The 22,411-nt window shown below is 59.1% G+C and carries 20 protein-coding genes; 2 read left to right on the top strand and 18 right to left on the bottom strand.

Annotated features, from left to right (window positions below):
• Positions 1-117 precede the first annotated feature (117 nt).
• The gene (gene fdxA, locus PMI21_RS06710) at positions 118-441 is read left to right on the top strand and encodes a ferredoxin FdxA (protein WP_007940535.1); all 324 of its coding nucleotides are present in this window, start codon (positions 118-120) and stop codon (positions 439-441) included.
• 486 nt (positions 442-927) lie between these two features.
• On the opposite strand, the gene rpoS is transcribed toward fdxA, so the two are convergent.
• The 8 genes from rpoS to PMI21_RS06750 all read right to left on the bottom strand — a co-directional run bounded on the left by rpoS (position 928) and on the right by PMI21_RS06750 (position 8,064).
• Positions 928-1,935, bottom strand: a complete 1,008-nt coding sequence (gene rpoS, locus PMI21_RS06715) for an RNA polymerase sigma factor RpoS (RefSeq protein ID WP_007940534.1) — start codon at positions 1,933-1,935, stop codon at positions 928-930.
• A 107-nt stretch (positions 1,936-2,042) separates the two neighbouring features.
• Complete coding sequence (locus tag PMI21_RS29130; protein ID WP_007940533.1) at positions 2,043-2,900, bottom strand: peptidoglycan DD-metalloendopeptidase family protein; 858 nt, start codon at positions 2,898-2,900, stop codon at positions 2,043-2,045.
• A 211-nt stretch (positions 2,901-3,111) separates the two neighbouring features.
• Entirely contained in the window at positions 3,112-3,747 is a 636-nt protein-coding gene (locus PMI21_RS06725; RefSeq protein ID WP_177318303.1) for a protein-L-isoaspartate(D-aspartate) O-methyltransferase, read from the bottom strand.
• Between the two features lie 41 nt (positions 3,748-3,788).
• Positions 3,789-4,538: a 5'/3'-nucleotidase SurE gene (gene surE / locus PMI21_RS06730; RefSeq protein ID WP_007940530.1), complete on the bottom strand. Its 750-nt coding sequence runs from the start codon at positions 4,536-4,538 to the stop codon at positions 3,789-3,791.
• Entirely contained in the window at positions 4,526-5,584 is a 1,059-nt protein-coding gene (gene truD / locus PMI21_RS06735) for a tRNA pseudouridine(13) synthase TruD (protein WP_007940529.1), read from the bottom strand. Before truD ends, surE begins: the two co-directional genes overlap by 13 nt.
• Entirely contained in the window at positions 5,581-6,054 is a 474-nt protein-coding gene (ispF, locus tag PMI21_RS06740) for a 2-C-methyl-D-erythritol 2,4-cyclodiphosphate synthase (RefSeq protein WP_007940528.1), read from the bottom strand. Before ispF ends, truD begins: the two co-directional genes overlap by 4 nt.
• 43 nt (positions 6,055-6,097) lie before the next feature.
• Complete coding sequence (fghA, locus tag PMI21_RS06745; protein WP_007940527.1) at positions 6,098-6,943, bottom strand: S-formylglutathione hydrolase; 846 nt, start codon at positions 6,941-6,943, stop codon at positions 6,098-6,100.
• Between the two features lie 8 nt (positions 6,944-6,951).
• Positions 6,952-8,064, bottom strand: a complete 1,113-nt coding sequence (locus PMI21_RS06750; protein ID WP_007907184.1) for an S-(hydroxymethyl)glutathione dehydrogenase/class III alcohol dehydrogenase — start codon at positions 8,062-8,064, stop codon at positions 6,952-6,954.
• A 106-nt stretch (positions 8,065-8,170) separates the two neighbouring features.
• Between PMI21_RS06750 and PMI21_RS06755 the strand changes: the two genes are divergently transcribed.
• On the top strand, positions 8,171-9,067 hold the full coding sequence (locus tag PMI21_RS06755; protein WP_007940526.1) for a LysR substrate-binding domain-containing protein: 897 nt from the start codon (positions 8,171-8,173) through the stop codon (positions 9,065-9,067).
• A gap of 48 nt (positions 9,068-9,115) precedes the next feature.
• Here PMI21_RS06755 and ispD read toward each other — a convergent pair whose 3' ends face one another.
• From ispD to lpxB, 10 genes are all read right to left on the bottom strand, one after another.
• On the bottom strand, positions 9,116-9,823 hold the full coding sequence (gene ispD, locus PMI21_RS06760; protein ID WP_007940525.1) for a 2-C-methyl-D-erythritol 4-phosphate cytidylyltransferase: 708 nt from the start codon (positions 9,821-9,823) through the stop codon (positions 9,116-9,118).
• Positions 9,820-10,098, bottom strand: a complete 279-nt coding sequence (ftsB, locus tag PMI21_RS06765) for a cell division protein FtsB (RefSeq protein ID WP_007907178.1) — start codon at positions 10,096-10,098, stop codon at positions 9,820-9,822. Before ftsB ends, ispD begins: the two co-directional genes overlap by 4 nt.
• Before the next feature lie 170 nt (positions 10,099-10,268).
• Positions 10,269-11,558 carry a phosphopyruvate hydratase gene (gene eno / locus PMI21_RS06770; RefSeq protein ID WP_007940523.1) on the bottom strand — a complete coding sequence of 430 codons (1,290 nt, stop codon included), beginning with the start codon at positions 11,556-11,558 and terminating at the stop codon, positions 10,269-10,271.
• A gap of 157 nt (positions 11,559-11,715) precedes the next feature.
• The gene (gene kdsA / locus PMI21_RS06775; protein WP_007940521.1) at positions 11,716-12,561 is read right to left on the bottom strand and encodes a 3-deoxy-8-phosphooctulonate synthase; all 846 of its coding nucleotides are present in this window, start codon (positions 12,559-12,561) and stop codon (positions 11,716-11,718) included.
• Positions 12,562-12,566: 5 nt separating this feature from the next.
• Positions 12,567-14,198: a CTP synthase gene (locus PMI21_RS06780; protein ID WP_007940520.1), complete on the bottom strand. Its 1,632-nt coding sequence runs from the start codon at positions 14,196-14,198 to the stop codon at positions 12,567-12,569.
• 274 nt (positions 14,199-14,472) lie between these two features.
• On the bottom strand, positions 14,473-15,810 hold the full coding sequence (tilS, locus tag PMI21_RS06785; RefSeq protein WP_007940517.1) for a tRNA lysidine(34) synthetase TilS: 1,338 nt from the start codon (positions 15,808-15,810) through the stop codon (positions 14,473-14,475).
• A gap of 128 nt (positions 15,811-15,938) precedes the next feature.
• Positions 15,939-16,886 (bottom strand): acetyl-CoA carboxylase carboxyltransferase subunit alpha, encoded by a 948-nt coding sequence (locus PMI21_RS06790; RefSeq protein ID WP_007940516.1) that lies wholly within the window; start codon positions 16,884-16,886, stop codon positions 15,939-15,941.
• Positions 16,887-17,036: 150 nt separating this feature from the next.
• Entirely contained in the window at positions 17,037-20,558 is a 3,522-nt protein-coding gene (gene dnaE / locus PMI21_RS06795) for a DNA polymerase III subunit alpha (protein ID WP_007940515.1), read from the bottom strand.
• Between the two features lie 82 nt (positions 20,559-20,640).
• Positions 20,641-21,282, bottom strand: a complete 642-nt coding sequence (gene rnhB, locus PMI21_RS06800) for a ribonuclease HII (RefSeq protein ID WP_007940514.1) — start codon at positions 21,280-21,282, stop codon at positions 20,641-20,643.
• Complete coding sequence (gene lpxB, locus PMI21_RS06805; RefSeq protein WP_007940513.1) at positions 21,279-22,409, bottom strand: lipid-A-disaccharide synthase; 1,131 nt, start codon at positions 22,407-22,409, stop codon at positions 21,279-21,281. The genes rnhB and lpxB overlap by 4 nt, the downstream gene beginning before the upstream one ends.
• Positions 22,410-22,411 lie beyond the last annotated feature (2 nt).

Genomic DNA, 22,411 nt, shown 5'->3' with positions numbered 1-22,411 from the left:
TCTCGCGCGGTTTGGGATGCTGCAGGCTCATAGCCTGGCCTGCAGACTATCGCTCCCGAACCTGGCGACCCCGTCCTGAAGGGGCTCCGCTGCCGCCGCCTGAGGAGAAAATTAGAAATGACCTTCGTCGTCACCGACAACTGCATCAAGTGCAAGTACACCGACTGCGTAGAAGTCTGTCCGGTGGACTGCTTTTACGAAGGCCCGAACTTCCTGGTGATTCACCCGGATGAGTGCATCGACTGCGCACTGTGCGAACCAGAATGCCCTGCCGTGGCCATCTTCTCTGAAGATGAAGTGCCGGCCGGCATGGAAAACTTCATTCAGCTGAACATGGAATTGGCCGAGGTATGGCCAAACATCACTGAACGGAAAGATCCATTGCCCGATTCCGCTGAATGGGATGGCAAGCCAGGCAAGATCGAACACCTCGAACGCTGATTTCCTTCGCGTTCCCGAAAAGGCCCCTAGCGGGCCTTTTTGCTTTTCTGCAGGCAAAAAAAAGGGGCGGTTTGACCCGCCCACATTTTTTCCTTATTCCCTGTGTTCCCTTTCATCGTCCTGATGAATCGCTTCCTGCGATGTCCGTTCCCCTCTTCCTTGAAGGGCGTGTCTATCCGTCGACACAGTTCAAATACTAGAGGATTCCCCACCAAGAGCAATCGGCCGCTATGGCTGAAATCATCTGTAATATGCTGTTAACTTAATAAAATAAGCATATAAATCAACAATTTATAAAGACAGCATCCTTCGAATAGACAACTGCCAGGGTGTAAAAATAATGAACACTTACGAAAGAGTAAGCCAAGACTTACACCACGAGACTACAAACCTGAGGTGGCGCCCATACCAACGCACCTCTCATCTTCCCGACAGCAAAAAGCCCCGAACCAGTCGGGGCTTTTTGTTGCCGGTTGAGCGAATGGCTTATTGGAACAGCGACTCACTCGACAGGCCGTTTTTCTCGAGAATCTCCCGAAGACGCTTGAGGCCTTCAACCTGGATTTGCCTGACCCGCTCCCGGGTAAGGCCGATTTCCAGGCCGACATCTTCAAGCGTACTGCTCTCGTGACCTCGCAAGCCGAAGCGGCGTACGACCACCTCGCGTTGTTTGTCGGTCAGCTCCGAGAGCCATTGATCGATGCTCTGCGACAGGTCGTCATCCTGCAACAGTTCACATGGATCGGTCGGGCGGTCGTCGGTCAGGGTGTCCAGCAGGGTTTTATCCGAATCCGGACCCAGCGAGACGTCGACCGAAGAAACCCGCTCGTTCAGGCCAAGCATGCGCTTGACCTCGCCTACCGGTTTCTCCAGCAGGTTGGCAATTTCTTCGGGTGAGGGTTCATGGTCGAGCTTTTGAGTCAGCTCCCGTGCAGCCCGCAAGTACACGTTGAGCTCTTTGACCACATGAATAGGTAGCCGGATGGTCCGGGTCTGGTTCATGATCGCGCGTTCGATGGTCTGACGAATCCACCAGGTGGCGTAGGTCGAAAAGCGGAAGCCGCGTTCTGGATCGAACTTCTCCACTGCCCGGATCAGGCCAAGGTTACCCTCTTCGATCAGGTCCAGCAGCGACAGCCCACGATTGACGTAACGCCGGGCGATTTTCACCACCAGCCGCAGGTTGCTTTCAATCATGCGCTTGCGCCCGGCCGGATCACCACTTTGCGACAGGCGCGCAAAATGAACTTCTTCTTCCGGGGAGAGCAATGGGGAAAAGCCGATTTCGTTGAGGTACAGCTGCGTGGCATCGAGTGCCCGGGTGTAGTCGATGTACTTGTGTTGCTTTAACGAAGCGGAGTGTCTGGATTTGGCACGAACGGAAGGTGGTGCATCCCCTTCATCATTCGACATCGAATCCATAGCGATGCCGGTCTCCATAAGGAGAACCTCATCGTCGATGTCAAACTCCGGCACTTCTTTACTGAGAGCCATTGTTATAGTCCTTTGGTGAGTTCGACCTCAAGCTCAAGCGGCGCCTTGATCCCTGGCAACGCTGGAGCCTGTTCCCTCTACGTGACGGAACAGGCTTGGCTAACAAATCAACGACGTGGCAGGAACTGCAGCGGATCTACAGGTTTACCTTGTCGGCGAATCTCAAAATGCAGTTTCACCCGGTCTGTACCCGTTGACCCCATTTCGGCAATTGTCTGTCCGACTTTGACCTGCTGCCCCTCCCGAACCAACAGCCTGCGGTTATGACCGTAGGCACTGACGTAGGTATCGCTGTGTTTGATGATGACTAATTCGCCGTAGCCCCTTAAGCCACTCCCGGCGTATACCACCGTCCCATCAGACGCAGCTAAAACAGGCTGTCCCAAATCTCCGGCGATATCAATTCCTTTATTCAAACTACCGTTTGAAGAGAATTTTCCAATGAGAATGCCATTAGAAGGCCACCCCCAGCCCGTCGGGGCCGGACCGGCAGGAGGCAGTGGAGCGGGTGCCGGTTTGCTGGCGACGGACGGTGCGAGCACCGTTGTACTGGTCGTTGTGCCATTTGCCTGGCGCCGAATTACCGTGGTTTTGCTCGACGACGAAGGCGAGGAACTGGACGAACTCACCACCGCTGTCGGCGTTGAATCGTTGCGACCATCGAAGCGAATAGTCTGACCCGGATGGATCGTGTAAGGCGTAGGAATGTTGTTCCTTGCCGCGAGGGCTTTGTAGTCCCAGCCGTAGCGAAAGGCGATGGAGAACAACGTGTCCTTGGGTCGAACAACGTACTGGCCGGTGGTGACGGCCGGACGCTGGGCGACCGCATTGTTGCGATCGACAACTCCCACGCTACTCGATTTGGTGCTGGAGCAACCGACCAGCAAGGTACTCAAGACAAGACCAGTCACCAGACGCTGAAAGCTCGTTATACCCATTCGCTGCGCAACGACTGTGAGACTCACCCGCCGCTCCCTTTGTGGTGGCTGAAAATATGAATTGCCGTGTTTCGGCACGAAATGTCGCAAGTATAACGGGCCGAACAGGCTTTACCTTTAATGAAGCGGATTCGCTTCACGCACACGTTTGCTGCCTGACGATGAATTCCGTTTAACCCATCGATGCCGCTGTAAGACCCGGGCAATCGAAGAGAATTCAGCACGCTGAAACAAATGCTCAGGCCAGCGGCCCGTTGAGCAGTGGCACAAAGCGCACCGCCCCCAGAACACGCCTGGAAAAGCCCTGTTCTTCACGGATGATCAGCATCAATTGCTGAACTTCACCAGAGCCGACCGGAATCACCAGTCGCCCGCCCGGCGCCAACTGATCGAGCAGCGCCTGAGGCACGTCGGTGGCCACGGCGGTAACAATGATGCCGTTGTAAGGCGCCAGCGCCGGCCAGCCTTCCCAGCCATCGCCCCAGCGAAATACCACATTGCGCAGGTTCAGCTCCGTCAGGCGCTCCTTGGCTCGATCCTGCAGAACCTTGATGCGCTCGACGGAAAAAACCCGCTCCACCAGTTGCGACAGCACCGCCGTCTGGTAACCCGAACCGGTACCGATTTCCAGCACCTTGTCCAGCGGGCCGGCCTCCAGCAGCAGCTCGCTCATGCGTGCCACCATATAAGGCTGGGAGATGGTCTGGTTATGGCCAATCGGTAGCGCCGTATCTTCGTAAGCGCGGTGGGCCAGCGCCTCATCGACGAACAGGTGACGCGGTGTGCGGCGGATGACTTCCAGCACCTTGGCGTTGGACACCCCTTCTTCATAGAGGCGTTGAATCAGACGCTCACGGGTCCGCTGGGAGGTCATCCCGATGCCGCGGTGCAGAATATCGTCTTGTTCACGAGCCATTAGCGCAGCCCCTCCAGCCAGCCATCGAGACTTCTGAAGGCATCATTAAAGGTGCGATCCAGTTGCAGTGGCGTGATTGAAACATAGCCTTGCATCACCGCATGGAAATCGGTGCCCGGACCACCATCTTCGGCGTCCCCCGCCGCAGCGATCCAGTAACCGGATTTACCGCGCGGATCGACCACTTTTATCGGCGCAGCGGCCCGGGCGCGATGGCCCAGGCGGGTCAGCTGGATACCGCGGATATGCTCCAGCGGCAAGTTGGGAATGTTCACGTTCAGTACCGTGCGCGGTGGCAGATCAAGGTCCGCGTGGGCCTCTACCATTTTGCGCGCAAAATAGGCCGCCGTGGGAAGGTTCTCCACTTGCCGTGAGACAAACGAAAAGGCAAACGAAGGACGCTCCAGGAAACGTCCCTCAAGGGCCGCCGCCACAGTACCGGAATACAGCACGTCATCCCCCAGGTTCGCACCCAGGTTAATACCGGAAACCACCATGTCCGGCTCAAACTCCAGCAAGCCGTTAAGCCCCAGGTGCACGCAATCGGTGGGCGTTCCGTTGAGGCTGATAAAGCCATTGGCCAAGGTATGCGGGTGCAACGGACGGTCGAGCGTCAGCGAGCTGCTGGCGCCGCTTTTGTCCTGGTCCGGGGCGATAACCACGCATTCGGTGTAATCCGCCAGCGCAGCATAAAGCGCGGCGAGACCGGGTGCGGTTACCCCATCGTCGTTAGAAATCAGAATACGCATGGGCTGTCCGTCTGCCCCACCGGCACCAGATCGACGAGTTCACGCACCAATACGGTGGCGAAGCATCCGGCCGGGAGGACGAATTCCAGTTGCAGAATGTCAGGCTCGGGATAATGCCACGTCAACCCGCCAATGGGCAGCCGCAGGATGCGACGTTCGTGGCTCATTCCGGCGTTAATCAACCAATCGCGCAGGTCCGCTTCGCGCGCGGCGATTGCCTGCTCCAGTTCATGGACAGCACCCGACGCCGGCGAGTCACCTTCGCCCCACTGCGGGCCGGTCGGGTGCAAGTCGAGAATCGCCAGACGCGGGTCGCTGCATTCGGCCTCACCTGCCGGGAAGAAACTGCGGCTGTCGGTGAACGCCAGCAGATCGCCGACCTGAGCACGCTGCCAGGTACCATCGGCGACACGCGCTGCCAGCACCTGATTAAACAGAAAACTGCGCGCAGTGGAGAGCAGGCGCGAACGCACATTGCGTTGTTCCGGCAGGGCCTTGCGCGCTGCCCAGGCACGGGCGTCGACGACGTTGCCGCCGTCATGCCCGAAACGCTGGGCGCCGAAATAATTGGGAATACCTTGCCTGGCGATCAGTTGCAGACGCTCTTCGATCGCCGCCTTGTCGCCCGCAAACTGGGTCAGACGCAAGGTGAAGCCGTTGGCCGAATGGGCACCGCGTTGCAGCTTGCGTCTGTGCCGACCGGTTTTGAGAATCTTCAGCGTGTCGTTTTCCGCTGCCGACAGATCTGGATCAGCCTTGCCGGGCAGTTGCACGCTGAACCACTGGCGAGTCAGCGCCTGACGGTCCTTGAGGCCCGCATAGCTGACAGTACGCAACGGCACGCCCGCGGCCTTGGCAATCCGCCGTGCCGCTTCTTCGGTATTCAGACCGCGCTTTTCTACCCAGATCCACAGGTGTTCGCCGTCGCCGCTCAGGGGAATATCGAGGACTTCATCGACCTGGAAATCTTCCGCCGTGGCTTTCAGCACCGCGCTGCCTAGAGCTTCACCATAGGCCCGTGGGCCGAGCAATTGCGCCTCGTTCATGCGCGCAGCAACAAGGCAACGGAGTGCACGGCAATACCTTCTTCGCGACCGACAAAGCCAAGCTTCTCGGTGGTGGTAGCTTTCACGTTCACTTGATCCAACTCAACTTGAAGATCCGCGGCAATCAGCACGCGCATCGATTCGATATGCGGGGCCATTTTCGGGGCCTGGGCGACGATGGTGTTATCGACGTTGCCGACTTTCCAGCCTTTGGCGTGGATCAGTGCGACGACATGACGCAACAGCGCACGGCTGTCGGCGCCCTTGAATTGCGGGTCGGTGTCCGGAAAATGCTTGCCGATATCACCCAGCGCGGCAGCGCCGAGCAACGCATCGCTCAAGGCGTGCAGCAGGACATCACCGTCGGAATGGGCGAGCAGCCCGAAGCTGTGTGCAATCCGCACACCGCCCAGCGTGATGAAATCGCCTTCACCGAAACGGTGCACATCATAGCCGTGGCCAATACGCATAAAAAAACGCCCCGATTTTTGTCAGGGCGTGATTCTACCTGCATTAGAGGCCTAGAGCGCGTCCGTGATGCTGCAAGTGGTCGTCGATAAAACTGGCGATGAAGAAATAGCTATGGTCGTAGCCCGGTTGCAAACGCAACGTCAGCGGGTGACCAGCCAGTTTGGCCGCCTGTTGCAGGGCTTCAGGCTTGAGCTGGGTGGCGAGGAAATCGTCGCGATCGCCCTGATCCACCAGCAGCGGCAACTTCTCGTCGGCCTCGGCGATCAATGCACAGGCATCCCACTCGCGCCACTTCGAACGGTCTTCGCCCAAGTAGCGGGAAAAGGCTTTCTGCCCCCACGGGCAATCGATCGGATTGTTGATCGGCGAGAATGCCGATACCGACTGATAACGCCCCGGATTGCGCAACGCGCAGACCAGCGCACCGTGGCCGCCCATGGAGTGACCGCTGATGCCGCGCTTGTCCGATGCAGGGAAATGCGCTTCGACCAATGTCGGCAATTCCTGCACGACATAGTCATGCATCCGATAGTGCCGCGACCACGGTTCCTGCGTGGCATTCAGATAAAACCCGGCACCGAGACCGAAGTCCCAGGCGCCATCTGGATCACCCGGCACTTCGGGACCGCGCGGGCTGGTGTCCGGCGCGACGATGATCAGCCCAAGCTCGGCGGCCATGCGCATGGCGCCGGCCTTCTGCATGAAGTTCTCGTCGGTGCAGGTCAGGCCGGACAACCAGTACAGCACCGGCAGCTTGCCGCCCTGCTCCGCTTGCGGCGGCAGGTACACGGCAAACACCATGTCGCAGCCGAGCACGTCGGAGCGGTGCCGGTAGCGCTTGTGCCAGCCGCCGAAGCTTTTCTGGCAGGAGATATTTTCCAGGCTCATGACCGACCTCAGAAATGAATGACGCTACGGATGCTTTTGCCTTCATGCATCAGGTCAAACGCCTTGTTGATATCTTCCAGGCCCATGGTGTGGGTGATGAAGGTATCCAGCGGGATCTCGCCGGTCTGGGCCATTTCGACGTAACTTGGCAACTCGGTACGCCCGCGCACACCACCGAACGCCGAACCGCGCCAGACGCGACCAGTGACCAACTGGAACGGACGGGTAGAGATTTCCTGGCCGGCACCGGCCACACCGATGATGACCGACTCGCCCCAACCTTTGTGGCAGCACTCAAGTGCAGCACGCATCAACTGCACGTTGCCGATGCATTCGAACGAGAAGTCGACGCCGCCATCGGTCATGTCGACGATCACTTCCTGGATCGGGCGATCGAAGTCTTTCGGGTTCACGCAGTCCGTGGCGCCCAATTGCTTGGCGATTTCGAACTTGGCAGGGTTGATGTCGATGGCGATGATCCGGCCAGCCTTGGCTTTGACCGCGCCGATCACGGCAGACAGTCCGATGCCGCCCAGACCGAAGATGGCGACGGTGTCACCCGGTTTGACCTTGGCAGTGTTGATCACTGCACCGATGCCGGTGGTGACGCCACAGCCCAGCAGGCAGACTTTTTCCAGCGGTGCTTCTTTAGGAATTTTGGCGACAGAGATTTCCGGCAGCACGGTGTACTCGGAAAACGTCGAGGTGCCCATGTAGTGGAAAATCGTTTCGCCCTTGTAGGAAAAGCGCGAAGTGCCGTCCGGCATCAGGCCTTTACCCTGGGTTGCACGAATCGCCTGGCAGAGGTTGGTTTTGCCCGACAGACAGAATTTGCACTTGCCACATTCCGGGGTGTACAGCGGGATCACATGGTCACCTACGGCAACCGAGGTCACGCCCTCGCCGATCGCTTCGACCACCGCGCCACCTTCGTGACCCAGGATCGACGGGAAGATACCTTCCGGGTCCGCGCCCGAGAGGGTGTAGGCATCGGTATGGCAGACACCGGAAGCGACGACGCGCAGCAGGACTTCGCCCGCCTTGGGCATGGCGACATCGACTTCAACGATCTCGAGGGGCTTCTTGGCCTCGAAGGCAACGGCGGCGCGCGACTTGATCATGCTGACTCTCCAGTGAATAAAAACGAGACTGGGAGTGTAATACAGCGGATTACGATGAATAATCTGGACAAAAGCAAAACATTATTGCCATACAGGGATAATCCTGATGTCCGAAAACCGCTGGGAAGGCATCGATGAGTTCGTCGCCGTCGCCGAGTGTAGCCAATTCACCGCCGCGGCTGAGCGCCTTGGGGTGTCTTCCTCCCACATCAGTCGCCAAATCGTACGACTGGAAGAGCGCCTGCAAACCCGCTTGCTCTATCGCAGCACCCGCCGGGTCACGCTGACCGAGGCCGGGCAAACCTTTCTGCAACATTGCCAACGTTTGCAGGACGGCCGCGAAGAAGCATTGCGCGCTGTCGGCGACCTGACCAGCGAACCCAAGGGCATGCTGCGCATGACTTGTGCCGTGGCCTACGGCGAACGATTCATCGTGCCGCTGGTGACTCGCTTCATGGGCATGTATCCGCAACTGCGTGTCGACATCGAACTGAGCAACCGCCCGCTCGATCTGGTACACGAAGGGCTGGACCTGGCCATCCGACTTGGCCGTCTACAGGATTCAAGATTGGTCGCGACCCGTTTGGCACCACGGCGCATGTACCTGTGCGCCTCACCGTCCTACCTGGAACGGTATGGTCGCCCACACAGCTTGTCGGAACTGAGTCGCCACAACTGCCTCATCGGCAGCTCGGATATCTGGCAACTGGAACAGAACGGGCGGGAATTTTCCCAGCGAGTACAGGGAAACTGGCGCTGCAATAGTGGGCAGGCGGTGCTGGATGCCGCGCTACAAGGGGTTGGGTTGTGTCAGTTGCCGGATTACTACGTGCTGGAGCACCTGAAAAACGGCGAATTGATCTCGCTGCTGGAAGCCCACCAACCGCCGAACACAGCGGTTTGGGCGCTTTATCCGCAGCAGCGGCATCTGTCGCCGAAGGTGCGCAAGTTGGTGGATTATTTGAAGGAAGGGTTGGCCGAACGGCCGGAGTATCGGTTTTAAGAGTAAAAGATCGCAGCCTGCGGCAGCTCCTGCATAGGCTGCGATCTTTTAACGACGGTTCGCCCAACGCTGGCGCAACCATTCCAGGTCTTCGGGGCGAGTGACTTTAATGTTATCGGATCGACCTTCGATCAAACGGGGTGCCATACCTGCCCACTCCATCGCCGAGGCTTCATCGGTGATGACAGCATCCGCCACCAGGCTATCCGCCAACGCACGATGCAATGCTCCAAGGCGGAACATCTGAGGCGTATAGGCCTGCCAGATCACACTGCGATCCACCGTTTCCAGCACACGCCCGTGCTTGTCGACCCGTTTGAGGGTGTCGCGCACAGGTACCGCCAATAGGCCGCCCACTGGATCGTCAGCCAGTACACTGAGCAATTTATCGAGATCATCGCGCGCCAGATTCGGTCGCGCGGCATCGTGAACCAACACCCAATCCTCATCGTCAGCACCCTGGGCATGCAGATGCAGCAAGGCGTTGAGCACTGAGCCGGAACGCTCGGCGCCGCCCTCAACCCGCTGAATACGCGGATCGGCAGCACAGGCCAGGTTCGGCCAGTAAGGATCATCGATGGCAAGACTGACCACCAACCCCTTCAGGGCAGGATGATCGAGGAAACAGCCGAGGCTGTGTTCGAGAATAGTGCGCCCGCCCAACTGCAAGTATTGCTTGGGACGGTCCGCGGCCATACGGGCACCGACGCCCGCAGCAGGAATCACGGCCCAGAAGGCCGGTAACGACTCAATCATTGGGCCAACTGGTAAAGGGTTTCACCATCCTTGACCATGCCCAACTCATGGCGAGCCCGCTCTTCAACGGTCTCCATGCCCTTTTTCAACTCACTGACTTCGGCGTCCATCACTCGGTTGCGCTCCAGCAACGCCTCGTTCTCGGCGTGTTGATCCGCAATCTGCTGCTTCAGTTCGGCCACTTGCGCCAGACTGCCATTACCCACCCACAGGCGGTACTGCAGGCCGGCCAGCAGCAAGAGCAAGACGAGGAACAACCAATTGGGACTGCGCATCGAATATCAGGTATCCAGTGAAAAAAGACAGCCATGCCAAACTTTGAAGCTTCTGATAGCACGAAGCCTGGAAGAACCAGGCTTGTGCTCTTAAGGCATCAGATTAGTGGCAAATCCGTCGCTGTCGCGATTTTTCCGACACAATCCGGTGTCTTTTTATCGTTTACCACTCAGCCGCGGAATTCGCTACGGCCGTTGTACTTGGCTTTGCCATTCAACTGCTCTTCGATACGCAGCAGTTGGTTGTACTTGGAAACGCGGTCGGAACGGCACAGCGAACCGGTCTTGATCTGGCCAGCCGAGGTGCCCACGGCCAGGTCGGCAATGGTCGAATCTTCGGTTTCGCCGGAGCGGTGCGAGATCACGGCGGTGTAACCAGCGGCCTTGGCCATCTGGATGGCTTCCAGGGTTTCGGTCAGGGTGCCGATCTGGTTGAACTTGATCAGGATCGAGTTGGCGATCTTTTTGTCGATGCCTTCTTTCAGGATCTTGGTGTTGGTCACGAACAGGTCGTCGCCTACCAGCTGAGTCTTCTCGCCGATCTTGTCGGTGAGGATTTTCCAGCCAGCCCAGTCGGACTCGTCCAGACCGTCTTCGATGGAGATGATCGGGTAACGCTCGGTCAGACCTTTCAGGTAGTCGGCGAAACCTTCAGCGGTGAACACCTGGCCTTCGCCAGACAGGTTGTACTTGCCATCTTCGTAGAATTCGCTGGCCGCGCAGTCCAGAGCCAGGGTCACGTCGGTCCCCAGCTTGTAACCGGCGTTGGCCACGGCTTCGGAGATCACTTTCAAAGCGTCTTCGTTGGAGGCCAGGTTCGGCGCGAAACCACCTTCGTCACCAACGGCAGTGCTCAGGCCACGGGCCTTCAGAACAGCTTTGAGGTGATGGAAAATCTCGGTGCCCATGCGCAGACCTTCCGAGAAAGACTTGGCGCCAACCGGCTGCACCATGAACTCCTGGATGTCGACGTTGTTATCGGCGTGCTCGCCACCGTTGATGATGTTCATCATCGGAACCGGCATCGAGTAAACACCCGGGGTGCCGTTCAGGTTAGCGATGTGAGCGTACAGCGGCAGGTCCTGATCCTGTGCGGCTGCCTTGGCCGCGGCCAGGGAAACGGCGAGGATTGCGTTGGCACCCAGGGTCGCTTTGTTTTCGGTGCCATCGAGCTTGATCATCGCGTGATCCAGCGCTTTCTGGTCGCTTGGGTCTTTGCCCAGCAACAGGTCACGGATCGGACCGTTGATGTTGGCTACGGCCTTGAGCACGCCTTTACCCAGGTAACGGCTCTTGTCGCCATCACGCAGCTCGAGCGCTTCACGCGAGCCAGTGGAAGCACCGGATGGCGCGCAAGCGCTGCCGATGATGCCGTTATCGAGAAGCACGTCTGCTTCCACAGTGGGATTGCCACGGGAGTCGAGAACTTCACGACCTTTGATGTCGACGATTTTTGCCATTGTTGTAAACACTCCAAAGTTGACGAAAACGACGCAGCTGAAGGAAATCTTTTATCGTCGGCAAGTGACAGACAGCGGGCAGGCTTGCGGACGATAAGGCTCAAGCCCGAGGGCCTGAGCATTTAAACCGTGCGGTACTTTACCGGAGAATTGAGGTTTACGCGGTTTCTACCGTCGGAAAACTCTTCACCAGTTCGTCCAGTGCTTTGAGCTGGGCCAGGAATGGCTCCAGTTTGTCCAGACGCAGGGCGCAAGGGCCGTCGCATTTGGCGTTGTCCGGGTCCGGGTGGGCTTCGAGGAACAGCCCGGCCAGCGACTGGCTCATGCCGGCCTTGGCGAGGTCAGTGACCTGGCCACGACGACCGCCGGCGGAATCGGAGCGACCGCCGGGCATTTGCAGCGCGTGGGTCACGTCGAAGAACACCGGGTATTCGAACTGCTTCATGATGCCGAAGCCGAGCATGTCGACCACGAGATTGTTGTAGCCGAAGCTCGAACCACGTTCACAGAGGATCAACTGATCGTTACCGGCTTCCACGCATTTGTTCAGGATGTGTTTCATTTCCTGAGGCGCGAGGAACTGGGCTTTCTTGATGTTGATCACCGCGCCGGTCTTGGCCATCGCGACCACGAGGTCGGTCTGGCGCGACAGGAAGGCCGGCAGCTGGATGATGTCGCAGACTTCAGCGACGACCGCGGCCTGATCAGGCTCGTGGACGTCGGTGATGATCGGCACGCCGAAGGCCTGCTTGATGTCCTGGAAAATCCGCATGCCCTCTTCCAGGCCGGGGCCACGGTAAGAGGTCACAGAAGACCGGTTCGCCTTGTCGAAACTGGCTTTGAACACGTAAGGGATACCGAGTTTTTCGGTGACCTTTACGTACTCTTCGCAGACCTGCATCGCCATGTCACGGCTTTCCAGCACGTTCATGCCACCGAACAGCACCATTGGCTTGTCGTTGGCAATCTCGATATCGCCTACGCGGATGATCTTCTGCGCCATAAGGTTTACGCCTTCTTCTGGTGTTGAGCCAAAGCGGCTTTAACGAAACCGCTGAACAACGGGTGACCGTCGCGTGGCGTCGAGGTGAACTCGGGGTGGAACTGGCAAGCGACGAACCATGGGTGATCCGGTGCCTCAACCACTTCAACCAGCGCGCCATCACCGGAACGACCGGAGATTTTCAGGCCGGCCTCGATGATTTGCGGCAGCAGGTTGTTGTTCACCTCGTAGCGATGACGGTGACGCTCGACGATCACGTCCTTGGCGTAGCAATCGTGCACCAGGGAACCTGGCTCAAGCAGGCAATCCTGGGCGCCGAGGCGCATGGTGCCGCCCAGGTCAGACGCTTCGGTACGGGTTTCGACCGCGCCGGTGGCGTCTTCCCACTCGGTGATCAGACCTACCACCGGGTGACCGCTGGTGCGATCGAACTCGGTGGAGTTGGCGTCTTTCCAGCCCATGACGTTACGAGCGAACTCGATAACGGCCACTTGCATGCCCAGGCAGATGCCCAGGTATGGAACCTTGTTTTCGCGAGCGTATTGAACGGCAGTGATCTTGCCTTCAACGCCACGCAGACCGAAGCCGCCCGGCACCAGAATCGCGTCGACACCTTCCAGCAGAGCAGTGCCCTGGTTTTCGATGTCTTCGGAATCGATGTAGCGCAGGTTGACCTTGGTGCGGTTGCTGATGCCGGCGTGACTCATCGCTTCGATCAGCGACTTGTAGGCGTCCAGCAGTTCCATGTACTTGCCGACCATGGCGATGGTGACTTCGTGCTCCGGGTTCAGCTTGGCGTCAACCACCGCTTCCCACTCGGACAGATCGGCGCTGTCGCATTGCAGGCCGAAACGCTCGACAACGAAATCATCCAGGCCCTGGGAGTGCAGAATGCCCGGGATCTTGTAGATGGTGTCGGCGTCTTCCAGCGCAATCACCGCACGTTCTTCAACGTTGGTGAACTGCGCGATCTTGCGACGCGAAGAAATGTCGATCGGGTGATCGGAGCGGCACACCAGCACGTCAGGCTGCAGGCCGATGGAACGCAGTTCCTTGACCGAGTGCTGGGTTGGCTTGGTTTTGGTTTCACCGGCAGTGGCGATGTACGGCACCAGTGTCAGGTGCATCAGCATCGCGCGCTTGGCCCCGACTTCGAAACGCAATTGACGGATCGCTTCGAGGAACGGTTGCGACTCGATGTCACCCACGGTGCCACCGATCTCGACCATGGCCACGTCGGCATCGCCGGCGCCCTTGATGATCCGGCGCTTGATTTCGTCGGTGATGTGCGGGATCACCTGAATGGTTGCGCCCAGGTAATCACCACGGCGCTCTTTGCGCAGGACGTGTTCGTAGACACGGCCAGTGGTGAAGTTGTTGTTCTGGGTCATGGTCGTGCGGATGAACCGCTCGTAGTGGCCCAGGTCCAGGTCGGTCTCGGCGCCGTCGTGGGTGACGAACACTTCACCGTGCTGGAACGGGCTCATGGTGCCCGGGTCAACGTTGATGTACGGGTCCAGCTTCAGCATGGTGACCTTAAGTCCCCGCGCCTCCAGGATGGCCGCCAATGAAGCCGAGGCAATGCCTTTCCCCAATGAAGAAACAACACCGCCCGTGACGAATATGTAGCGCGTCATGAAAAACCCTAGAAGTCTGCGTTAAAGCGGTCCGAGCCGCCGGGGAAAGCGAAGGAAGGCCGAAGCCCCCGATCACCTGCATTAATCACAGTGCACCTTTCAAAAAAACCGCCGCGTTGGGACAGACCGGAAGATGAAACACCGGTAGGTTGCTCGCTACACATTTTTTGGAATCGCCCAGCAAAGACTGCTTGGTAATCGGCAACTGCTGCGATTCAGGCGAATCCACAGAAGTTGTATCAAGAAGGGAGCGTAGTCTACCGGAAAGCCCCTTTCAGCTCAAACCTTGATCTTCGATCGGCGGCTGCCAATGCAAATACCAGCCACTGCGCTCACTTCCGTTTAGCCCCAGCAGGTTCGCCACCGCCAGCAATTGCTCGTCTCTGTAGACCAGCGGCAATCTGCCACGGGCGAAGCCCGGCACGCCGCTTTCGTTGAGCAAACGCTTCAAGTCACGGTGACCGCGATCGGGCAAATTCATGACTTCGCCGCCCTCACGATAGCGAATCTGCAACGGGCCATCGGGGATCTGACCAGTGAGTGTGAGCACACCATTATCCGGCAACGCCAGCAATACCGAGGGGTCCGCCCAGGACACCGGGGATGGCGGGGTGCGCAGCCATCCACCTGACAACCACCAGAGACGCCCACCAGCGCGATGCAGTTCGCCCGCCGCCAATCGCCAGACCGGACGTGCATCGCCAGTCGCATCGCGCAAATCCTCCCAACCCGACCAATGGTCACTGTCCGGCAAAGACGTCAGCGGTTTGAGCCAATGACTCAGCGCATTGCGCTGGCGTGCATCAGAGAGCTTTTCCAGGGGCGCCAGCTCCAGCGATGGCAACCCCAGCCAATCGAAATCACTGACGGTGCCGGCCTGGGCCAGATCAATTTGCGCCAGCTCGTCGAGCAATCCCTGCGCTTCGCTCAGATGCGCAGCGCTGCGAGCCATGGTCGCCACCGCTTGCGGCCAGCGCGCGGTCAACACCGGGAACACCTGATGACGCAGGTAATTGCGCGAGAACTGCCGGTCCTGATTCGACGGATCTTCGATCCAGCTCAACTGATGTTCAGCGGCGTAGGCCTCAAGCTCGGCGCGCGTGACATCCAGTAACGGGCGCAGCAGATGCCCACGCCCCAACGGACGCTCGCTCGGCATTCCCGACAAGCCTCTCACCCCTGCCCCGCGCATCAGCCGAAACAGCAGGGTTTCCGCTTGATCGTCACGGTGCTGGCCAGTGAGCAGCACTTCACCGGCGTGAGTCGCCGCGATGAAGGCGCCATAACGCGCATCCCGCGCCGCGCGCTCAAGGCTGGCGCCAGGCTCAACCTGAACACGCACAACCTCCAGCGGCACACCCAACGCATCACAGACCGACTGACAATGTTCCGGCCACGCATCAGCCGCAACCTGCAGGCCGTGGTGGACATGAACGGCGGTCAGCGCCGGCAAGGATTCGGTTTTTGCGAGGTGTGCGAGAAGGTGCAGCAGGACGGTGGAATCGAGACCACCGGAGAAGGCGATGCGCCAGATTGTAGCATTGCGCCAAGGCGCAAGCACCTTGAAAAGCCTGGTTTGCAGATCATTGCCACTGTTTGAATGGGCAATCATTTAAAACACCTCTGCCAACAAGAATGCCAGGATCGCAGCCTGCGGCAGCTCCTACAGGGGATACATGTAGAAGCTGACGAAGGCTGCGATCTTTTGATCGGCAACCCAGGACAAAAGTCAGCCGTAGATCAGAGACCGTAGCTCATCAGACGCTCGTAGCGACGGGCCAGCAGCGCGTCGTTGTCGAACTTCTTCAGCATCGCCAGTTGCGAGCTCAGCTCGGCGCGGATCGAGGCAGCGGCAGCGGCCGGATCACGATGAGCGCCGCCCAACGGCTCGCCGATCACTTTATCGACAATGCCCAGGCCCTTCAGGCGCTCGGCAGTGATGCCCATCGCTTCAGCGGCATCCGGAGCTTTCTCGGAAGTTTTCCACAGAATCGAGGCGCAACCTTCCGGCGAAATCACCGCGTAGGTCGAATATTGCAGCATGTTCAGCTGATCGCAGACGCCGATTGCCAGCGCACCACCGGAACCACCCTCACCGATCACGGTGGCGATGATTGGGGTTTTCAGGCGAGCCATGACGCGCAGGTTCCAGGCAATCGCTTCGCTCTGGTTGCGCTCTTCGGCGTCGATGCCAGGGTAAGCGCCCGGGGTGTCGATGAAGGTCAGGATCGGCATTTTGAAACGCTCGGCCATTTCCATCAGGCGACACGCTTTGCGGTAGCCTTCCGGACGCGGCATGCCGAAGTTGCGGCGAACCTTCTCGCGCACTTCGCGACCTTTCTGGTGACCGATAACCATCACCGGCTGGTCGTCCAGACGGGCAACACCGCCAACGATGGCAGCGTCGTCGGAGAAGTGACGGTCGCCGTGCAACTCATCGAACTCGGTGAAGATATGTTCGATGTAGTCCAGGGTGTACGGACGACGCGGGTGACGCGCCAGACGAGCGATCTGCCAGCTGGTCAGTTTGCCGAAGATGTCTTCGGTCAGCGTGCTGCTCTTGTCCTGCAGGCGGGAGATCTCATCGCCGATATTCAGCGAATTGTCATTACCGACCAAGCGCAACTCTTCGATCTTGGCTTGCAGGTCGGCGATCGGCTGTTCGAAATCCAGGAAATTCGGGTTCATAGGCGTCCGTCTAGGGTCGCGTCCAAGAGAGCTTGGGCCGGCCGGTTGTCTATTCGCGCCCTACCTTAAGGGACAGGCGCGTTCAGGTCGAGATTAAAAATTCGGGTCGGGATCAGGCGCGTTCCAATGGCAAGGAATGGCGCCTGACCGTCAACGGTATTGGAGGAAGACGTTGTCTCGCCCGAACTGGTCACGCAGGGCTTGAATCAAGGCATCCGCCGGGTCGATTCGCCAAGTCTCGCCGAACTGCAACAAAGCCTTCGCATCGGGACTGGTGTACTCCATGGTGATCGGGCACGCGCCGCGGTGGCGCTTGAACAGCTCACCCAGCCAGCGTAGCTGATCACCTTTCAAATCCTTGGCATGCAACTTCAGGCGCAGGCTTTCGGCCAGGTTGGTGCGCGCATCTTCCATGCTCATCACCCGCTTGACCCGCAACCGCAGGCCGCCGGAGAAGTCGTCGTTGCTGACTTCGCCTTCGACCACCACCATCGCATCGGTCTGCAACAGCGACTGCGCGGAATGGAACGCATCGGCGAACAACGAGGCTTCGATCCGCCCGGAGCGGTCGTCGAGGGTGATGAAGCCCATCTTGTCGCCCTTTTTGTTCTTCATCACTCGCAGGGCGATGATCATCCCCGCGACGGTCTGCGTATCGCGAGCCGGCTTCAGGTCGATGATGCGCTGACGGGCAAAGCGACGAATCTCGCCTTCGTATTCGTCGATCGGGTGGCCGGTGAGGTACAGGCCCAAGGTGTCTTTCTCGCCTTTCAGGCGTTCCTTGAGGGTCAGTTCCTTGGCCTTGCGGTGATTGGCGTAGACGTCGGCGTCTTCTTCAACGAACAGACCGCCAAACAGATCGGCATGCCCACTGTCGTGGGTACGAGCGGTCTGTTCAGCAGCCTTGATCGCCTCTTCCATGGCCGTCAACAACACCGCTCGGTTGCGGTCGATGTTGGCCTGATAGGCTTTCTGCTCATCGTGGAAGTACGGGCCAAGGCGGTCCAGGGCACCACTGCGGATCAAGCCGTCGAGGGTTCGTTTATTGATGCGCTTGAGGTCGACCCGCGCGCAAAAATCGAACAGATCCTTGAACGGCCCGTCTTCCCGCGCCTCGGTAATCGCTTCGACCGGGCCTTCGCCCACGCCCTTGATCGCGCCCAGACCGTAAATGATGCGGCCTTCGTCGTTCACCGTGAACTTGAACTCCGAGGTGTTCACGTCCGGCGCGTCGAGGCGCAGCTTCATGGTCCGCACTTCTTCGATCAAGGTCACGACCTTGTCGGTGTTGTGCATATCCGCCGACAGTACCGCAGCCATGAACGGCGCCGGGTAGTGGGCTTTCAGCCACGCGGTCTGGTACGACACCAGGCCATAGGCAGCGGAGTGGGATTTGTTGAAGCCGTAACCGGCGAATTTTTCTACCAGGTCAAAAATGTTACCGGCAAGGTCAGCGTCGATATTGTTGGTGGCGCAACCTTCAATGAAACCGCCGCGCTGCTTGGCCATTTCTTCGGGTTTTTTCTTACCCATGGCTCGACGCAGCATGTCCGCGCCGCCGAGGGTGTAACCGGCCATGACCTGGGCAATCTGCATCACCTGTTCCTGATACAGGATGATGCCGTAAGTCGGTGCCAATACCGGCTTGAGGCCTTCGTACTGGTAGTCCGAGTGCGGGTACGCGAGTTCGGCGCGACCGTGCTTACGGTTGATGAAGTCGTCAACCATGCCTGATTGCAACGGGCCCGGACGGAACAGGGCCACCAGTGCGATCAAGTCTTCCAGGCAGTCGGGCTTGAGCTTTTTGATCAGCTCTTTCATGCCGCGCGACTCGAGCTGGAACACCGCAGTGGTTTCGGCTTTTTGCAGCAGCGTGTAAGTCGGTTTGTCGTCCAGCGGGATGAACGCGATGTCCAGCGGCGGTTCGTTGACCTTGGCGCGGTCGCGGTTGATGGTTTTCAGCGCCCAGTCGATGATCGTCAGGGTCCGCAGCCCCAGGAAGTCGAACTTCACCAGACCGGCAGCCTCGACGTCGTCCTTGTCGAACTGGGTTACCAGACCGTCGCCCGCTTCGTCGCAATAGATCGGCGAGAAATCGGTCAGTTTGGTCGGTGCGATTACCACACCACCGGCGTGCTTGCCGACGTTACGCACAACGCCTTCGAGCTTGCGCGCCATTTCCCAGATTTCCGCGGCCTCTTCATCGACCTTGATGAAGTCGCGCAGGATTTCTTCCTGTTCGTAGGCTTTTTCCAGGGTCATGCCGACTTCGAACGGAATCATCTTCGACAGACGATCCGCCAGGCCGTAGGACTTGCCCTGCACCCGCGCCACGTCACGGACCACAGCCTTGGCCGCCATGGAACCGAAGGTGATGATCTGGCTTACCGCGTTACGGCCGTATTTCTCGGCCACGTAATCAATCACGCGGTCGCGACCGTCCATGCAGAAGTCAACGTCGAAGTCGGGCATGGAAACCCGTTCCGGGTTAAGGAAACGTTCGAACAGCAGGTCATATTCCAGCGGGTCGAGGTCGGTGATCTTCTGCACATAGGCCACCAGCGACCCGGCACCCGACCCACGGCCAGGTCCCACCGGCACGCCGTTGTTCTTGGCCCACTGGATAAAGTCCATCACGATCAGGAAGTAACCGGGGAACCCCATCTGGATGATGATATCCAGCTCGAAATTCAGCCGGTCGACATACACCTGACGCTTGGCTTCGTAGTCTTCGGTGGTGTCTTTGGGCAGCAGAACGGTGAGACGCTCTTCCAGCCCGTCGAAGGAAACCTTGCGGAAATACTCGTCGATGGTCATGCCATCGGGAATCGGGAAGTTGGGCAGGAAGTGCTTGCCCAGCTTCACTTCGATGTTGCAGCGCTTGGCGATCTCGACCGTGTTCTCCAGCGCCTCAGGCAGGTCGCTGAACAGCTCGGCCATTTCCTCGGCGCTTTTGAGGTATTGCTGATCGCTGTAATTCTTCGAACGCCGCGGATCGTCGAGGGCACGGCCCTCACCGATGCAAACGCGGGTTTCGTGGGCTTCGAAGTCTTCCTGCTTGATAAAGCGCACGTCGTTGGTCGCCACCAGCGGCGCGCCGAGTTTCTCGGCCAGGGCCACGGCGCCGTGCAGTTGCTCTTCGTCGTTGGGGCGGTTGGTGCGCTGGATTTCCAGGTAGAAACGATCCGGGAACACCGCCATCCACTCGCGAGCCAGGGTTTCGGCTTCGTCCGGATTGCCGCCGAGCATCGCCAGACCGATCTCACCCTCTTTCGCCGCCGACAGCATGATCAAGCCTTCGCTGGCTTCGGCCACCCACTCGCGCTCGATGATGATCGAGCCATTGCGCTGGCCGTCGATGAAACCGCGGGAGATCAGTTCGGTAAGGTTGCGATAACCCGTGGCGTTCATCGCCAGCAGGCTGATCCGGCTCAAGGGGTTGTCCGGATCCTTGTTCGACAGCCACAGGTCGGCGCCACAGATCGGCTTGATCCCGGCACCCATGGCGGCTTTATAGAATTTGACCAGGGAACACATGTTGTTCTGGTCAGTGACCGCCACGGCAGGCATGTTCATACCGACCAGGGTCTTGACCAGCGGTTTGATCCGCACCAGACCGTCGACCAGGGAATATTCAGTGTGCAGGCGTAGATGAACGAATGAAGCCGGCATAGTGATCCTGTCTAGAAACTAGAAACGTGAAGACAACAAGGCCCGGATTGTACCGGGCCTTGAGTAAAACATCAGCCTGCGACTAACCCTCGATCAGGTTTTCCCGCGCTTCATACGCCAGGCGTACCGGGGCGAACGAGCGGCGGTGAATCGGTGTCGGCCCCAGACGCGTCAGCGCTTCCAGATGAACGGGCGTCGGGTAGCCTTTGTGGCCACCGATGCCGTAACCCGGGTAAATCAGCTCGAACGCCGCCATTTCACGATCACGACTGACCTTGGCCAGAATCGACGCCGCAGCGATGGCCGGCACTTTGCTGTCGCCTTGCACCACCGCTTCGGCGCGCATCGAGAGTTTCGGGCACCGGTTGCCGTCGATCATCGCCAGTTTCGGCTGAATGTGCAGGCCCTCGACCGCACGCTGCATGGCCAGCATGGTGGCATGGAGAATGTTCAACTCGTCGATTTCTTCGACTTCGGCGCGAGCGATGCACCAGCTCAGGGCTTTTTCGCAAATCTCGTCGTAGAGCTTTTCGCGGCGGGCTTCGGTGAGCTTCTTCGAATCGTTGAGGCCAAGGATCGGCCGGCTCGGATCGAGGATCACCGCCGCCGTCACCACGGCACCGCACAGCGGGCCGCGACCGACTTCATCAACACCCGCCACCAGATCTTCAACTTCATCGACCAACATAAAATCCAGGCCCATCTGCCTACTTGCTTTGCTCATTGTGCCCTGCCAATCAGGTTCAGTACCGCGTCCGCTGCCTGATTGGAGGCGTCCAGGCGCAGGGTTCGGTGGATTTCGTCAAAGCCCCGGGTCTGCTCCTCGCCACCCTCGATCAGCGGCGACAGAGTCTGGGCCAGGGCTTCGACTGTCGCATCGTCCTGCAACAACTCCGGCACCAGCAGGCGCTGGGCCAGCAGATTCGGCAACGAGACGTAGGGACTCTTCACCATCCGTTTGAGAATCCAGAACGTCAGCGGCGCCAAGCGATAAGCGACCACCATCGGCCGCTTGTACAGCAATGCTTCCAGCGTGGCGGTTCCCGAAGCGATTAACACCGCATCGCACGCCGCCAGCGCCAGATGGGATTTGCCGTCGAGCAAGGTCAGCGGCAGATCGCGACCGGCCAGCAACTCTTCAAGCTGGGCCCGGCGTTCCGGGTTGGCGCACGGCATGACGAACCGCACGCCCGGACGCATGGCCCGCAGGCGCTGGGCAGTGTCGAGGAACAGCGCACCGAGGCGTCCGACTTCACCGCCGCGGCTGCCCGGCATCAGGGCGACCAACGGCCCGTCCGGCAAACCGAGTTCGGCCCGCGCGGCGGCGCGATCGGCCTCAAGCGGGATCGCATCGGCCAGGGAGTGCCCGACAAACCGTACCGGCACGCCCTTCTCTTCATAAAATTTAGCTTCGAACGGGAACAGCGTCAGCATCAGGTCGCAACCTTCGCGAATCTTCAGCACCCGCTTCTGTCGCCAGGCCCAGACCGACGGGCTGACGTAATGCACAGTCTTGATCCCGGCCTGACGCAGCTTGAGTTCGATATTAAGGTTGAAGTCCGGGGCATCGATACCGATGAACACGTCCGGCTTCTCGGCGATCAGGTCCGCAACCAGCTTTTTGCGACGGGCCAACAGCTCGCGCAAACGGCCCAGCACTTCCACCAGCCCCATGACAGAAAGGCGTTCCATCGGGAAATAGGAAGTCAGGCCTTCGGCCTGCATCAGCGGACCGCCGACACCGATGAACTCGACCGCCGGATGCTGTGACTTGAGCGCACGCATGAGACCTGCGCCCAGAATGTCACCGGAAGCCTCACCCGCTACCAGCGCAATACGCAGATTGGCCATGA

The sequence above is a fragment of the Pseudomonas sp. GM18 genome, from assembly GCF_000282195.1.
Classification (GTDB): Bacteria; Pseudomonadota; Gammaproteobacteria; order Pseudomonadales; family Pseudomonadaceae; genus Aquipseudomonas.
The sequence above is the reverse complement of the archived record's forward strand: the minus strand, read 5'-3'. Positions and strand labels throughout refer to the sequence as shown.

Coding starts and splice junctions, on each gene's coding strand:
- PMI21_RS06755 (WP_007940526.1), top strand. CDS start 8,171: ATGTCCGAAAACCGCTGGGAAGGCATCGATGAGTTCGTCGCCGTCGCC.
- rpoS (WP_007940534.1), bottom strand. CDS start 1,935: ATGGCTCTCAGTAAAGAAGTGCCGGAGTTTGACATCGACGATGAGGTT.
- eno (WP_007940523.1), bottom strand. CDS start 11,558: ATGGCAAAAATCGTCGACATCAAAGGTCGTGAAGTTCTCGACTCCCGT.
- kdsA (WP_007940521.1), bottom strand. CDS start 12,561: ATGGCGCAGAAGATCATCCGCGTAGGCGATATCGAGATTGCCAACGAC.
- PMI21_RS06725 (WP_177318303.1), bottom strand. CDS start 3,747: ATGACCTCCCAGCGGACCCGTGAGCGTCTGATTCAACGCCTCTATGAA.
- PMI21_RS06750 (WP_007907184.1), bottom strand. CDS start 8,064: ATGATCAAGTCGCGCGCCGCCGTTGCCTTCGAGGCCAAGAAGCCCCTC.
- ispF (WP_007940528.1), bottom strand. CDS start 6,054: ATGCGTATTGGCCACGGCTATGATGTGCACCGTTTCGGTGAAGGCGAT.
- fghA (WP_007940527.1), bottom strand. CDS start 6,943: ATGAGCCTGGAAAATATCTCCTGCCAGAAAAGCTTCGGCGGCTGGCAC.
- fdxA (WP_007940535.1), top strand. CDS start 118: ATGACCTTCGTCGTCACCGACAACTGCATCAAGTGCAAGTACACCGAC.
- lpxB (WP_007940513.1), bottom strand. CDS start 22,409: ATGGCCAATCTGCGTATTGCGCTGGTAGCGGGTGAGGCTTCCGGTGAC.
- rnhB (WP_007940514.1), bottom strand. CDS start 21,282: ATGAGCAAAGCAAGTAGGCAGATGGGCCTGGATTTTATGTTGGTCGAT.
- truD (WP_007940529.1), bottom strand. CDS start 5,584: ATGAACGAGGCGCAATTGCTCGGCCCACGGGCCTATGGTGAAGCTCTA.
- surE (WP_007940530.1), bottom strand. CDS start 4,538: ATGCGTATTCTGATTTCTAACGACGATGGGGTAACCGCACCCGGTCTC.
- ispD (WP_007940525.1), bottom strand. CDS start 9,823: ATGATTGAGTCGTTACCGGCCTTCTGGGCCGTGATTCCTGCTGCGGGC.
- PMI21_RS06790 (WP_007940516.1), bottom strand. CDS start 16,886: ATGAACCCGAATTTCCTGGATTTCGAACAGCCGATCGCCGACCTGCAA.
- PMI21_RS06780 (WP_007940520.1), bottom strand. CDS start 14,198: ATGACGCGCTACATATTCGTCACGGGCGGTGTTGTTTCTTCATTGGGG.
- dnaE (WP_007940515.1), bottom strand. CDS start 20,558: ATGCCGGCTTCATTCGTTCATCTACGCCTGCACACTGAATATTCCCTG.
- tilS (WP_007940517.1), bottom strand. CDS start 15,810: ATGATTGCCCATTCAAACAGTGGCAATGATCTGCAAACCAGGCTTTTC.
- ftsB (WP_007907178.1), bottom strand. CDS start 10,098: ATGCGCAGTCCCAATTGGTTGTTCCTCGTCTTGCTCTTGCTGCTGGCC.